The following is a 14695-nucleotide window of genomic DNA, read 5'->3' on the forward strand; positions in this document are numbered from 1 at the left end:
TAAAACTACAATATATACAAGCAAATATCCCCATATTCTGATCGTTAATATTTGTTATATTATAAAAACGCTCCTTAATTTCTATTATTTATTAATTTTATTCAAAATATTTCCGATTCTTGACTTGAGATATTTAACCTATTCCTTGTAGTGAATAATTGTTAATAAATTTTAGGCATTATGTATGACCCAGTATGTAGCCTCTTCAGGCACCACACTTTCTGGCATTACGCTTAGCGCCGGCTATGACCAGATGACGGTCGAAGCCGGTGGCAGCGCGACCCGGATTACTGTGCAAGCCCAAGCCGATTTCACGGTGGAGAATGGCGGTGTTTCCACCAGCAATACATTCATTGGCCAAGATGACCATATAACCTTCGCAACTGTATACGGCACCGATACAGGCAGTATCCTTTCTTCTGGCGGAGAAGTGGATGTTGAGGGCAGTAGTGCAGCAATGTATGCGGCCACGGTTCTGAGCAGTGGCGCAATCAGGGCTATCTTGGGTGCTAATGTGGCGCAGGCCACAGTATCCAATGGTGGATCGATCAGTGCAGGCGACGGCGGGACAATTGCGGCCTCGCGCATCACCGCTGGCGGAACGGCGGTCGCCACCAGTGGGGGTTTTATCCGGACCACTGTTGCATCGGGTAAAGCTGCACTGATTGACATTCAGGCTGGCGGAAGCGCCAACTATCTCTCCGCTGTTGACGATGGCAAAAACGGCGTCAGCATTGTGCGCGTTGAAAGCGGCGGCGTGACGAGCAATACACAACTCCAGGGAAAATATCCCGTTGAGCAGGTCTATGGTGGCGCTGCTTACGGCACCGTGGTGTCCGGAAACGGTGCAGGTCAGGACGTACGCAGTGGAGGACAGGTTTATAATACTACTGTCTCCGGTAATGGTGCCAATCTCACAGTAGAGAAAGGCTCCTCGTACGCAGCAACGATCGGCTCCGGTGGCGTGCTGAATGTTAAGAACACAGGTGTAGATAGCGGGTCCACTGTTCTTAGCAACGGCAAGGAAATTATTAACAAAGGTGCTACGACCACCAATGTCACTATTTCTTCTGGCGGTACGCTAGCGGTTTATGCTGGAGGTTCTTCCGTGTCCGCTACCGTCGCGGGCGGCATAGGCGTTCAGGGAAATGCAACCAGCACTACACTCCAAAGTGGCGGCGTGCTCGATATTGCCTCGGGAGGCAAGGCAACCAACACGACCGTGAACAGCGGCGCTACGGTATACGTATCTTCGGGCGCTACGATTGGAGATACATCCGTCGCGAGTGGTGGCACGATCAGCGGATTCAGTGGCGCAATAATATCCGGAACGATTACCCTTGCTGACGGCGCAACGGCGACCATTCCGTCTACAGCCGGTGGCATAGTTGATCTTCAGGGTAATACCAACACAGGCCTGGTCATCACCGGGACTGGCAGCCCCACCACGGTCATCAGTGGTTTCTCGGGCACTGCAGCGGGTTCCTCTGACGGTATTACTCTTGCTGACGTCAAAGCCGCAGACGTCACGACTGTGAATTACTCAGATGCCGATCATGTCGTGCTGACTCTCAAAGACGGCTCGTCGGTCACGATGAACATCATTGGCGTTAAAGACGCTGGTTATACGCTCACCGCAAACAGTGATGGCGATCTTGTTTATGAAGTCTGCTTCCTGGCAGATTCAATGATCGCTACACCTTCTGGCGTCAAGGCAATTCAGGATCTGACAATTGGAGATGTCGTTTCTGTCTATGAGAATGGGCAGGAAAGCATGCAAAAGATTGTCTGGGCAGGCAGAAAGCGTGCTGTAGTGAACTCACAGCGGTCTACGGATGAAGCAGGCTACCCTGTTCGCATTCTCAAAAATGCGATTGCTGAGGGTGTTCCGTATAAGGACATGCTGATCACGGCGGAACACTGTCTGTATTTTAACGGCAAGTTTGTCCCCGCACGTATGCTCGTCAACGGAATTTCTATTTTCTATGACAAGTCACTGACCTCTTACGACTATTATCATATCGAGACGGAACAGCATTCTGTAATAATGGCAGACGGAATGCTGACAGAGAGCTATCTCGATACAGGCAATCGTCGTACATTCCGGCAGGATGGCGGCCTCGCCACTCTAACGGGACGGCAAAAGACATGGAGCGAAGACGCGGCTGCCCCACTGTGCGTTAGTCGTTTGTTCGTAGAGCCCATTTTCCATGATATTGAACTCCGTGCGCAGTCAGCAGGGCTGGTTTCTCAGAATGCACCTGTAACCCTCACTGAAGACGCTGATCTTCATTTGGTCACAGATTTTGGTCAGGTTATCCGTCCGCTAAGGCAGGCGAATGAGCGGGTTACGTTCATGATCCCGGCAAGTGTTACGACAGTTCGTCTGGTGTCGCGTGCCAATCGTCCAAGTGATACGATCGGCCCGTTTATGGACGATCGTCGTAATCTTGGTGTTCTTGTCGGCGATATTTCGCTTTTTGCCTCTCGCCGGACAACAAAACTGACGGCGCATCTTTCCTTGTCCAACCTGTCAGGCTGGCATGAAGTAGAATCCTCAAGATATCGCTGGACAGATGGCAATGCGGTTCTGCCACTCCAGAGTAGTGGTATGTTCGTCAGAGAGCCAAGCATTCTCTCCATTCAGGTGGTGTCTAGCGGACCCTATGTAATGGAAGCTCACTCTTCCAGTTTCGATCTCCGTAAGGTCGGATAACAGATTTTAAAAGATGATGGGGAAGTCTATGCTTTCCCATCATTTTCTAGAAAATGCTTAGGGGATTTCATGTAGTCTCGCTAAAGACCAGACCATGAAAATCCGTTATGTCCGGCGGCAACAACGACACCCGATATTTTCTCTTTTCTGTATAGCGCGTTGTGATGCGGCCTTTGCGCGAGGGAATGACCGGCAGGATCCCGTGGACCAACAGATCCTGGCAAAAGCTGCCGCTGTCATAGCTCCGGTTAGTGAGCATGGTCCTGGGTTTGGAGCTCGAAGTGCTATCAGGGCTTTATGGCTTTCTAAGTCCGAGACCTGCCTACAAAGCTAAGAGGACGCCCCTGATTGTCGTATCGGGCATGGATTTTTCTCGTAAGGTCGCCACGTGATCGACCAAATGCTTCCGTACGAGCCCCCTTTTGCGTCTGTGGCCTGTGAATGGGACCGCTCACGGTGCTATCGACTATATACTGCCAGTCATCGGTCACCCTCATTTCCATACGGGTTTGTAGCAGAGCGTCCCATATGGCCCTGTTCGGCCCAACGACAAAATCGGACATGCACGGAGTTTCACCTGCCGTAGGGCTTATACATATCCCGCCACGGACAAACGGAGGCGCAGGACATGCAGCATACCCTTGAGAAACCGGCGGTTATCTCCTGCGGGTCGTGCCCAACGTTCGCGCTCAGGAGGCAGAAGAGGACCAATAACCACCCATTCCTGATCCGTCAGATCGCCTCGGGCCATACCTGTCCTCTCTGCCCATTATTCCCCAGCCACAAAGTGAATCAGATCTCACGCCGATCCTATAAACTTTTGTCAACGGGGCCTAAACAACTAATCAGTCTAAACTTCCACTTGATTAATATATGGGATGTATCGCCAACGGGAATGGCGAGAATGATTGATGGAATTGTGCCACCATGCTGTTGCTTCGCCTTCATGAACTTTAGGGGGTAGCGGGCATGTTTGTCCTTTGGCGAGTGATACGACACGTCCCTTAGGGCAGCACTACTCAAAACTGCGATTTAAGCCCTTGAATGCTTTTTAGCCGTTTTTGCCGCTAGAATCCTTTTTCTCCACTCCGATAGCGGCTTGCGCACGGACTCGGAAATTGGGATCCATTTTCCGATTTCAACTCGTCTCAGAACTGCCGAGGTGAATAACGCAAACCTCGAAGAAACCGATTCTGGGCGTTCCACCGACAATTGGCTAACCCTTGTTTGGCCGGTCTATTTTCTCGCACATGATCTTATCTTCCTCGGCAAGCCGCTCTCTCTCATTTCAGTATCGAACAGAACGTCTTACCCAGGCCTATTTTTATGAACTCCTCAAGAAAGACGCCTCAGTCCCGAAGAGCTTCAATGATCTGCAAAGAAGCCTCACCGCTGTCGGACATATCGACGTTATGGATTGTAACCTGAAAGCCAATTTCCCTTAGGGACTGTGCCGTTTCATTCACCTGCTTCAGGACCGCACAAATATATTTACCGCCAGGCTTCAGAATACGATGCAACGTCGGTAGGTCTTGTACCTGCCCTTCAGGACTAAGGAACAGATCGATCAGGCCGTCCTTATGGAACAACTCGTTGATAGCCTTTTCAGAACAGGTATATCCTGCCAGCCCCGATAGGGTAGCACGCAACGCCTCGCCCCTGCCGAATTCATGCATCCGCAGATCCTGCAGATACGGCAGCGCCTCGCGCACGGTGTTGACCCGCTGCCGGTGCCACGGCGCCACCAAAACCTGCGCCACCCCGGCCCCACGGTTATCCACCCCGCAATTCGTGCAGTGCAGCCCCAGGCGCCAGTCCCCATCCGCATGACGTCCTTGCCGCGGGCGGCTGCCACAGACCGGGCAGAGCGCATCTCCCAGAACGTTCCGAAGGATCTCCCTCGCCCGGCTGGCGGAAAAGCGCTTCCGCACCACCTCCGCCCCAGACCGGATCAGCGTCCGGCACAGCGCCTCGTCATCCAGAAGACAGATGACCGCCTGCGCAATATCCGCGGACGTATCGGCAATCAGCGCCTCTTCCCCGTTTGCAAGCTGGATGCCTTCATTCCCGCAGGTAGTGGTAACAACCGGAATACCTGCCTGCAATGACGTGACGATCTTGCCCTTGACGCCTGCCCCGTAACGCAGCGGATTGACCGAAACGCGGGCCTTTTCGAAATATGGCTCCAGTTCCGGCACAAATCCCGTCACCTTTACCCGCTCCGACGCCAGCGCCTGCACATTCGGCGGCGGCACGTTCCCCACGATCCACAGTGTGCTGTCCGGATGCTTTTCCCAGACCAGCGGCATAATCTCCTGACCCAGCCAGACCGCAGCGTCCACATTGGGTGTGTGGTCGAACCCTCCCACGAAGATCAGGTCCCTGCGGCATGCGAAATCGGCCGGCGCGTCTGTCAGGTCCGTATCGCCAAACAGATAAGGCGGTACAACTGTGACATTTGCGTGAGGCACCTCCAGGAGGATATCGCGCTTTTCTTCCGCGCTCGGTGTCAAGACGTGATCGACGACATCAAAGATTTTCAATTCCATGGGCTTGAGGCGCTGGGATTCCTGAAGCGCCCAGATGCTGCCTTCCAGTTCGTAACGGCGCATCTCCCGCAGATAATGCAGGTCATGGGTGTAATACAGAATCGGCGCGCCGGTGTGGCGGCGAAGCTGCGCCAAGATCGGGAACGTTACATCCGGCCGAGCCGTCCAGATGAAATCCACGTAAAGGCCATACGCGCGCAGCCATCGGTCCAGCCGGTCCGGCGCATGAAGAACTTCGATGCCAAGCTGCTGGAGAGCAGCCGTATAAGGCTCCAGCGGCTTGCCATCCTGCGGCGCATAGATCACCCGCAGGCCCAGCTCGCGCATGAGGCGCAGGTACTGAAACAACGTGACCGCACCAGCATGCTTGTCATATTCCGGCACCTTGTCATCAATGACGAGGATGATGCCCCGCGGAGAGGGCCGCTCCCGGCTCAGGAAGCTGGACGTATCCGGCGCAGGCTGCGTCGCCAGGAGCGTCTGCCACTTGCGGCAGAAGGTCGCATGGTTCTTCAGCGTCTGCTTGTCGCGCATCTCCGTGCCATAGGACGCACTCCCATGATGGCGGACACGGCTCGCAGGCTGATACACTACCCGGTATCCTGCATCCCGGATGCTGGTGGCGAGGTCGAACTCTTCATAGAACGCCGGGGCATACCGGCCATCGAAGCCGCCCATTTTTTCGAATAAATGGCGGCGAACGAGGAAACAGGCCCCCGTCACTACATCTACTTCACGGACGTAATTATAGCAGCCGCGGTCTGCCTGATCATTCTTTCCGAACGGGTCACCCCAGCCCGTTCCGTAGATGATTCCCCCTGCCTCCTGCACTGTGCCATCACCGTTCAGAAGCTTGCAGCCTACCACCCCCACACAGGGGTCGGCCTTCATGATCGACAGCATCGGGGCCAGCCAGTTGTCCCCTACAGTCGTATCATTATTCAGAAACATCAGTTCGCGGCCCCGCGCGCGTCTCGCGGCAGAATTGCTATTACCGAGAAAGCCGAGATTCTCGGTATTGATGATCTGCACCGCACCTTTCGCGCCCAGAAGGGACGCAATCGGGCGGGATGGGCGGTCATCCGCGATGATGACCTCATACGTCACTTTGCGCGTCAGCAGCATTACGGACGCCAGACAGCGCCAGGTATCGTAATAATGGCCATAGACCGGAATAATGATCGAGACTTCCGGATCATTTTCCTCCGGAAACGATAGCGAAAACGGCAGGGACAGCGTCTTATCCCCCAGCTGCTCCATATGCTCGGAACAGACCACCCCCTTCGCGCATTTCTTTTCCCGCAGGTAATGCGCCAGCGCCCCGAACTCCATGGCTGCCGGATAGCGCGCCGTGTACCATACCGGATCAAACAGCGGATGTGGCCAGAACCCTCCCGCTTCCCCTTCTGCGGCATAATGCGCCAGAGGATTGGTTCCGTCTTTCAGGCTGGAAGCATATTCCTCTGCATAGGCCACCGGGTCAAAAACAGCATTTGGCCTGATGTCGGATTCAGAAGGACGCGCCAGAAAATCTTCCAGCGGTGTGCGTCCAGGCGCTATCTTCCCGACCTGCTTCAGGTAGAAGCCTGTATCGAATAGAGGATGCGGATCGGGTGGGTTGCGTCCCTGATGAGTAATGTAATGAACAAGCGGATTGATCGCCGCCTCAACCGGCAGCGCAGCAGTATACCAGTTACTGCTGAACAGCGGATGCGGATCCAGCCCCTGCGCTGCACCTGTCCAGTAGTAATGTGCGACCGGATCAGTTCCTGGGGGCAACATTGCCGCATAACGCTTGCAATACCATACGGCATCGAACAGCGGGGACTGTGCAAGAAGGGCAATGCCTTTTTTTGCACCCTGCCGAACCTGGATACGCGACCATAGACGCAGCGTGAGGGTCCAGTATGTCAACTTGGCGGCTCGGCGTGCATGGCGGGCAAAGACCGGATGACGCTGCGCCAGATCCCGCAGCCGCCGTCCCACCCGCCATGCGGTGGACTGAAGTAGCAGCCGATGCTCCGCCTGGAGCTGCTGAAGCTGGTTGCGCAGTTCCGTGTTGCTGCGGGTCAGCGCCTGAATTTCATGCTCTGAAACCGGCTCGCGTGCGAACAGACGTTCCAGATGACGGCTCCGTTCCTCCACGTGGTAAACACGCCCCATGGCCTGTTCCAGCTGATTCTCGATAAGCGCACGCACATGCTTTTCGACTGCCGGCTCTGTGATGGGAATATACTCTTCCCCCGCGAGCCGTTCCTTGCCGTCCCATCTCATACTGTCTGTGAACGGGCTTTCATCGGTCACCGGCCTCAGCTCATCCATGTTTCGGCTCCTTCCGTCACGAGATGCACGCCACCAGCCTGCGCGCCAGCACCATTCAGGCCACGGATCACCTGCACACGGCGATCCGGCGGCACGATGAACATCATGAAACCACCACCGCCCGCGCCCGAGACCTTGCCGCCGATCGCACCGTCCGCCATCGCCTGCCCATAGAGCATCTCGATCAACGGATTGGAAATGCCGCGCGCCGTGTTCTTCTTCGCTTCCCAAGACCGGTTCAGGATCTCGGCCATATGGGGCACTTCTCCGCGAAGGAGGGCATTTTTCATGTCATGCGCATCCTGTTTGAGGCGGTGCATGTTGCGCATCGTTTCTTCCGTCACCTTCAGCAGGCCACTGCGCTGCTCGGCAATGATGTCCGCCGACGCCCGCGATACGCCCGTAAAGGCGATGACCAAGGACGTCTCGATTTCATTGCGGATCCGGCTGGACAGCCGCAACGGATTTACCACCACCCGGTCCTGGGCCAAGAACTCGATGAAGTTTGTCCCGCCGAACGTCCCGGCATACTGGTCCTGCTTGCCGCCCTGAAGCCCCAGATCAATTCGTTCGATCTCATAGGCCAGATGTGCCACGTCATATGGCCCAAGCGGGAGCTGGAGCAGACTGACAAACGCTTCTACCAGCGCCACAACCAGCGCTGAGGACGAACCAAGCCCGGATCCCGGCGGCGCATCCACGAAAGACGTGATGCGCCACGGCTCCACCGGAACCGAAAAACGACGACTGATTGCGACCAAAACCCCAGCATGAAGTCTGAGCTTTGCCCGGTCCCGAACAGTTTCATTAATATCCTGCGGGTCAAACGCTTCATCCATACCCACATCCGGAGCCACGAAATGAACGTTTCCATCCGTTGACCGCTCGATGAAGGCATAGGCATAGCGGTCGATGGTCGTGTTCAGGACCGCCCCTCCGAAATCGTCGCAATACGGACTGAGATCCGTCCCGCCACCCGCCAGCCCCAGACGGAGTGGCACGCGTGCGCGAACAGCGTTCTGCGTCCCGGCAATCGAACGAGTATGGGACGAGCGTGTATAAGGATCGCTGTTCACAGGAACCCCTCTCTTTCGGAAATCAGATCAGCCAGACTGGACGGACCAACGCGGACGCCTTCGATACCAGCAGCGCTGGCGGCCTGCATGTCGGAGAGCTGATCTCCGAATATTACGCAGCATTCCGGGTCCAGCTCCCATCGCCGCAGCAGGTCAAGGATCATGCCCGGTTCAGGCTTGCGGTCAGGACTATTCCCCCGGTACCGCTCCACCACGGCCTCGGGATGGATCGGGCAGTACCGCCAGTCGTCGATTGTGCCGCCATGCGCACGCACCACCCCGATCACCCAGTTCATCAGGGCGTGAAGATCCTCTTCGGAATATAGTCCGCGAGCCACACCTGACTGGTTGGTGACGATGAAGACATGATGTCCGCTCTCCGTCATCCGCGCGATGGTGTCCAGAGCACCCGGCTCCCACTCGAAACGCTCCCGCGTGCCGACCCAGCCATGATCCTTGTTGATGACACCATCCCGGTCCAGAAACACGGCCGGACGCCGCAGGACCTCGGGCAACTCCCGTCCTGCCGCCTCAAGATCGCCTGGCAGGCCGATATCCCGGAAATATCCGGTCAGTTCCATGCCACGCAGAGCCCCCTGCGCCGCCAGTGCCGGCAACACGTCCTGCTCCAGCGAACAGTCCGGCGTCAAATGACCGAAGACAGTGTGATCGAACAGATAAATCCCGCTGTTGATCAGGCCCGCCCGCCCCGGCTGCTCGGCCTTGGGATGAAAAGACGCCACATGTTCGCCGTCCTGCGCCAGGCGAACCTCCCCGTACCGGTCCAGATCCTCAACCGCACGCAGCAGCATCCAGTTTCCTTGAGGCTCACGCGACAGAAACCGTGATAGGTTGCAGGAAAACAAGGAATCCCCGTTGCAGAGCAGAAAACGATCCTGAAGATGCGCGCGGGCATGATACAGCGCCCCTCCCGTACCGGCCCGGAACGGCTCCACGCTGATTGTGATCTTCGCTGGCTTCGGCAGGAAAGCCCGGATCTGGTCTACGGCCCGCTCGATCTCCGTCGAGAGATGTCCTGCCAACAGAACGAAGTCCTCAACGCCAAAACGCTGCATCTCCCGCATCAGCCACGCGAGGAAAGGTCGGTCGCCACAGCGCATGAGGGGCTTGGGCAACGTCCGGGTAAGCGCGCCCAGACGTGTTCCCAGCCCCCCCACCAAAATGGCGCACTGACGCACAGTCACCTCACTCACGAGACAGAATACGTCGCGACAGAACGAAAAAGTGGAGCAGAACAGAACATCTTTGTCTCTTCAGATCAGAACGGAAGGCCGGAAGGAAAAACGGAACAGCCGGTCAGGACAGCGCAACACGGGCGGCTTCGCGATGGTGGCCCTTTCGCCGACGCCATGGCTTAGGCGCACGGGGAGGCGTCGCCAGCCGCAACGCGTAATCCGTGGCCTCAAGATTGGCATTGAGAAAAGGATCGTTGAGCATGACCTTCTCCCACCGCTCCAGCAGACGCCCGACGTCCACACAGGCGTTGAACAGGTTCCGCGCCGTCCCGTCCCGTCCGCGCGTTCCACCATCTTCATGCATCAGTGTAGCATGGGGCGTCCAGACAACCCGTAACTCCTCTTTCCTCACCCGCAGACAGAAATCCACATCATTGCAGGTCAGGGGGAAGGTCTCGTCAAAGCCGCCCATTCGCTCGAAAACCGGACGAGGCACAAGCATGCAGGCGCCCGTTACGGCCATCAGATCCCGCGTCAGGACAAGTTGACCCAGATAACCTGGATCATCCTCCGTCGCGCTGCGCAGGATATGTTTCGGCCCGTGCTCAGTCATGACCATGCCGCCGTGCTGCAACGTCCCGTCCGGATAGGACAGCCGCGCGCCTACCACGCCGACACCAGGCTGCTGCGCCAGTGACACCATTTCCGTCAGCCATCCTTCCTCAAGAATTTCCGTATCGTCATTGAGGAAGAGCAGCATGTCTCCCTTCGCCTGACGGGCCATCCTGTTGTTGAGGGCAGACCAGTTGAAGGGCGCGGCAAGACGCTGCACCGTCAGACGCGGATCACGTCCCAGACGCCGCAGAAGATCAAGCATCTCCGGGGTCGTGCTGCCATTATCGGCGATCAGAATTTCGAAATTCGGATAGTTGGTCAGAGTCAGAAGACTGGAAACGCAACGCTCGAGCAGCCGGAATTTGTCCCGGGTCGGGATAATGATCGAAACCAATGGCGTACCGTTTGTCGGATAGACGATTCTTGGCCAGACATTCCCGCCGATATAGACGTCCTCAAGGTCAAGATCCGGATGGCGTTCCCGAAAATGCCGGAGGACCACGTCTCGCATTTCAGGATGCTGCTGCGTAGCCCGCACCAGCGGGAACATCAGTGGCAGACCCGGCGCCCGCCCACGATGGAACAGAAGTCGGGGCAGATGATGGATACAGGCCGCCGGAACATCCTCTGTCACGCGCAGCAGCAAGTCATACCGTGTAAAGCTGCCCCCTTCGTCACGGATTCCCCCGACCGCCATGATTCGCGCCCGGCTAAACACCGCAAGCTGCCCGATCACATCTCCCGCATAAGCGAGATCCCGGCTCCACCCCGTCTTGAAAGAAGGGTGACAGCGCTGCCCGTCACTGCCCAGACGATCCTCGTCACAATACAGAAGCACCAGGTCAGGCCGGCTGACGATAGCGACTGCAAATTCGTAAAGCGCCGTTCGGGAAAGTTGATCCCCGGGCTCCAGAAAGGCACAAAAACTACCCGCCGCTGCCGCCAGTGCGCTCCGCCAGCGTCCTTCAACGCCTTGATGGGACGAAACTTCCACGTCGACCAAGCCGGGCACGCGTCGTATAATCTCTTTAAGGTGCGTACGAATACCTGGCCGCAGGTTATCGGGATAAACCACGATCAGCGTCCAGTCGGTATAGATTTGCGCTTCCAGGGAAGCGACTGTCTCCTCCAGAAGGTCCAGTCGGTGATTGCTGACCTGCAGCATCAAGGAAAATGTTGGACGCGAGACCATTCCTCGGTCGATATGGCGTCCGATGGCCAGTTGCTCTGTCGGAGACAGCCGGTCATAACGCAGAAGCCACGCTTTGTAGGCCATGTCGTCCTGCGGCGGTGCACCTTCTGGATAAAGCAACGCATAAAGATCGGTCCGCGAGCGGGCCTCCTCCGATCCGGCAACGATTACCAGCCCATCGCCCCGGTTCGGAGCCGCCAGAAGGCCAGCTTCTCCCTGCGGATCAGGCGTCCGATCCAACCCGTTATGATACAGGAAAGACACGTATCGCGCATCACAGACGTCTTCGTCACCATGAAGCTGACGGAACTCCGGTGATCCCGCGATGATATGAGCGATGTCATGGAATGTCGCCCCATCTTCCAGTAGCGCTGCAAAGTGAGCGAGAGCCGCGGGCTCTGGTCTTCTTCCAAGACCTGTACGAAACAGCCGGACGATGTCAGCAGCACTCTCGGTCGAAATCGGCATGGCAAAACGGTTTCTCAGAAATTGGATCAGGAACGGAGATAAATCAGCACGCTTTATGCGGGACTAACACTTTCCTGCCGTCACGTGCAGTCTCGTTTAGAGATTTTTTGTCTTTCGAGCTTTTAACCAGGGACAATCTGCCGGAAATAGCAAATAATCGTTATAAGTTCAGGTTCAGGAGCCGGGGATTTCCAGCAACAAATATAACATCTTTCCGACCGAGCAGCATCTTTGCTCCAATCAACGCCCGAGACTGCTTGCTCCTGACGCAGGCTTTATTCTACAGAACGCACTATCACCGTTTGACAGACCGGCGCTCTTGCCGGCCAGCCCGAGGCTACTCCGGACGCATGAGCGAAGATTATACAATCTGGATCGACGTCGAAGACATCTTCCAGTATTTCGAAAAAAACGCCCGCCCCAGCGGAATCCAGCGTCTCGTTTTTGAAATCCTTCGTGTCATCCGTCAGCAGGCCGCCTTTGTGCCGGGGATCGGCCGCATCGTCTTGGGCCGCCGCGGACAAGGGGACGGCGACCTTCTCATACCCGTCTCCTTTGCGGATCTGGAGGCCCTGTTCGCGGTCCGGACTGATGAAAAAATCATTCCCGACGCTGCATCCATGCGTTCTGTCGCACGGTCGCCTCGCGCCCTGATCAGACGCCTGCGTCATGCGGTAATCCGACGGCTGGAGAGCCTCCCCCCCGAGCTTGCCCGTCCCCTGCTGAACATTGTCGTCAACCAGCTTCGGGCGTTTCAGCTCCTGCGCCGCTATGCTCGCTCGCGCCTGCGCCCACGTCCGATCGTCGCCTCTCCCACATCGGCGTCACAATCCGCGTCCTCTCCCCCCGCTCCGGCTCCACCCGCCGCCAGCGCACCGCAGTCCGGGGACATTTTCCTGATTCTGGGGGCCGCCTGGTCCGAACCGGATTTCGGAGAACGTCTGGCCCGGATGCGGCAGGTCTATGGCATTCAGCCCGTACTGCTACTTTACGATCTCATTCCAGCAGTGCGTCCCGAATGGTGCGCCCTGTCCCTGATCCAGGATTTCCGTCACTGGCTCGATACCACGCTGCCCCAGTGTGGCCGACTGTTGGCCATCAGCAACGCAACTGCCCGAAGCGTGGAAGACTATGCCCGCCAGCATCACCTGAAGCTGCTCGCTCCAGTCCAGACCATTCCCATCGGCAGCGGCTTCGGCCCACCTCACCGCGCTCAGGGTGAACGTCCCAGGGGGCTGCCTGCTCCGGGAAGCTATGTCCTGTTCGTCTCCACCATCGAGGCGCGGAAAAACCACCTGCTAGCTTTCCGCATCTGGCGCCGTCTGGTGACGGACCTGCCACGCGAGGAGGTCCCGACACTGGTTTTTGCCGGCCGTGTCGGCTGGCTGGTCTCTGACCTCATGCAGCAGCTTGAGAACACCGAGTGGCTGCGCGGCAAGATCCGTCTCCTGAACGATCCGACCGATGAGGAGCTGTCCCACCTCTACGAAGGCTGCCTCTTTACGCTGTTTCCCTCGCTGTATGAAGGCTGGGGCCTGCCCGTGACGGAAAGCCTCGTTAACGGCAAACCCTGCATTGCCTCGAACTCCACCTCCATCCCCGAAGCCGGCGGCCCGCTGACACGCTACTTCGACCCGGAAGACATCGACGACGCCTATCGTGTGGTTCACGACACCATCACGGATCGCGAGGGACTGGCCCGCTGGCAGGAGGAGGTCCGCACCCAGTTCCAGCCCGTCCCGTGGGAACGTACGGCCGACGCCGTTCTGGACGCCTGCCATACGGCTTACCTGAGCGAAAAACGATCATGATCCTATGGATCGACATTGACGATCTACTGTTCCATCTCACGCACCACGGGAGGCCGAGCGGCATCCAGCGCGTTGTGTTCGAGATTAGCGCAGCCCTTCGCACCCTTCGCAGTGAAGATGTCCAATTCGTCCGGCGCGGTCCGGACGCCACCCACCCCCACGACTTCCAGACTGTGAACTGGACAGTTGTGGAAAGCCTGTTCCGCCAGATCATGGCAGGCGGCGACAGAAAGGGAACAAACGCTGAGGCCACGGTCCTTCCCTCCGTAACGCCATCCATCGACAAGGTGCCATCCGAAAAGGTCCTGTCCACCTTCTTTCAGGCGGAAGGCCTCGCGTTCACCGGCCTGTGCACCCTCCCCGCCACGATGGTACGACTGGCCCTGCGCGCCGGACAGCGGAAGCTGAGCCCGCGTCGTAACGTCGGACGGTCCGAACAGTATTTGGAGGGCACGAAACTGGCGGACGCTGCTCGCCCCGGTGACGTGTTCCTGACCCTTGGCGCACCATGGCACCACCAGAACTATATCCACACCATCCGCTGGATGCGCGATAACCTGCGCATGTCCTATGGCCTGCTGATGCATGATCTCGTGCCAGTCCGTTGCCCCGAATGGTGCGACCGTGGAATCATTACGACATTCCGCGCTTGGCACCGCGCCATGCTGCCCCTGGCCGATGTCATTTTCGCCAATAGCAAGGCCACGGCTGCGGACGTGCAGTCCTATTTGACGGAACAGGACATCGGCA

General features: G+C 57.2%; 7 protein-coding genes and 1 pseudogene. 3 read left to right on the forward strand and 5 right to left on the reverse strand.

Annotated elements, in window-relative coordinates; translation table 11 throughout:
• Positions 1-184: 184 nt before the first annotated feature.
• The gene (locus ABF979_RS08690; RefSeq protein WP_415559174.1) at positions 185-2716 is read left to right on the forward strand and encodes a Hint domain-containing protein; all 2532 of its coding nucleotides are present in this window, start codon (positions 185-187) and stop codon (positions 2714-2716) included.
• Between the two features lie 589 nt (positions 2717-3305).
• On the opposite strand, the gene ABF979_RS08695 is transcribed toward ABF979_RS08690, so the two are convergent.
• From ABF979_RS08695 to ABF979_RS08715, 5 genes are all read right to left on the reverse strand, one after another.
• Positions 3306-3467 (reverse strand): transposase, encoded by a 162-nt coding sequence (locus ABF979_RS08695; protein ID WP_202208702.1) that lies wholly within the window; start codon positions 3465-3467, stop codon positions 3306-3308.
• Between the two features lie 598 nt (positions 3468-4065).
• The gene (locus ABF979_RS08700) at positions 4066-7587 is read right to left on the reverse strand and encodes a glycosyltransferase (RefSeq protein WP_415559175.1); all 3522 of its coding nucleotides are present in this window, start codon (positions 7585-7587) and stop codon (positions 4066-4068) included.
• A complete protein-coding gene (locus ABF979_RS08705) occupies positions 7575-8663 on the reverse strand; it encodes a hypothetical protein (protein WP_415559177.1) in 1089 nt (362 codons plus the stop codon). The genes ABF979_RS08700 and ABF979_RS08705 overlap by 13 nt, the downstream gene beginning before the upstream one ends.
• Positions 8660-9877 (reverse strand): HAD-IIIA family hydrolase, encoded by a 1218-nt coding sequence (locus ABF979_RS08710; RefSeq protein ID WP_415559179.1) that lies wholly within the window; start codon positions 9875-9877, stop codon positions 8660-8662. The genes ABF979_RS08705 and ABF979_RS08710 overlap by 4 nt, the downstream gene beginning before the upstream one ends.
• A 103-nt stretch (positions 9878-9980) precedes the next feature.
• Positions 9981-12134 carry a glycosyltransferase gene (locus ABF979_RS08715; RefSeq protein ID WP_415559181.1) on the reverse strand — a complete coding sequence of 718 codons (2154 nt, stop codon included), beginning with the start codon at positions 12132-12134 and terminating at the stop codon, positions 9981-9983.
• Positions 12135-12484: 350 nt separating this feature from the next.
• On the opposite strand from ABF979_RS08715, the gene ABF979_RS08720 reads away from it, so the two are divergent.
• Both ABF979_RS08720 and ABF979_RS08725 read left to right on the forward strand, forming a co-directional pair.
• Positions 12485-13945 (forward strand): glycosyltransferase family 4 protein, encoded by a 1461-nt coding sequence (locus ABF979_RS08720; protein ID WP_415559183.1) that lies wholly within the window; start codon positions 12485-12487, stop codon positions 13943-13945.
• Positions 13942-14695: pseudogene (locus ABF979_RS08725) on the forward strand (glycosyltransferase family 1 protein); the annotation flags it as partial. The gene ABF979_RS08720 and the pseudogene ABF979_RS08725, both read left to right, overlap by 4 nt.

The organism is Gluconobacter sp. (genome assembly GCF_047723935.1).
Taxonomy (GTDB): domain Bacteria; phylum Pseudomonadota; class Alphaproteobacteria; order Acetobacterales; family Acetobacteraceae; genus Gluconobacter.

Excerpts from the sequence above, each read along its gene's own strand:
- ABF979_RS08690 (WP_415559174.1), top strand. The coding sequence starts at position 185 with ATGACCCAGTATGTAGCCTCTTCAGGCACCACACTTTCTGGCATTACG.
- ABF979_RS08695 (WP_202208702.1), bottom strand. The coding sequence starts at position 3,467 with ATGGCCCGAGGCGATCTGACGGATCAGGAATGGGTGGTTATTGGTCCT.
- ABF979_RS08700 (WP_415559175.1), bottom strand. The coding sequence starts at position 7,587 with ATGGATGAGCTGAGGCCGGTGACCGATGAAAGCCCGTTCACAGACAGT.
- ABF979_RS08715 (WP_415559181.1), bottom strand. The coding sequence starts at position 12,134 with ATGCCGATTTCGACCGAGAGTGCTGCTGACATCGTCCGGCTGTTTCGT.
- ABF979_RS08720 (WP_415559183.1), top strand. The coding sequence starts at position 12,485 with ATGAGCGAAGATTATACAATCTGGATCGACGTCGAAGACATCTTCCAG.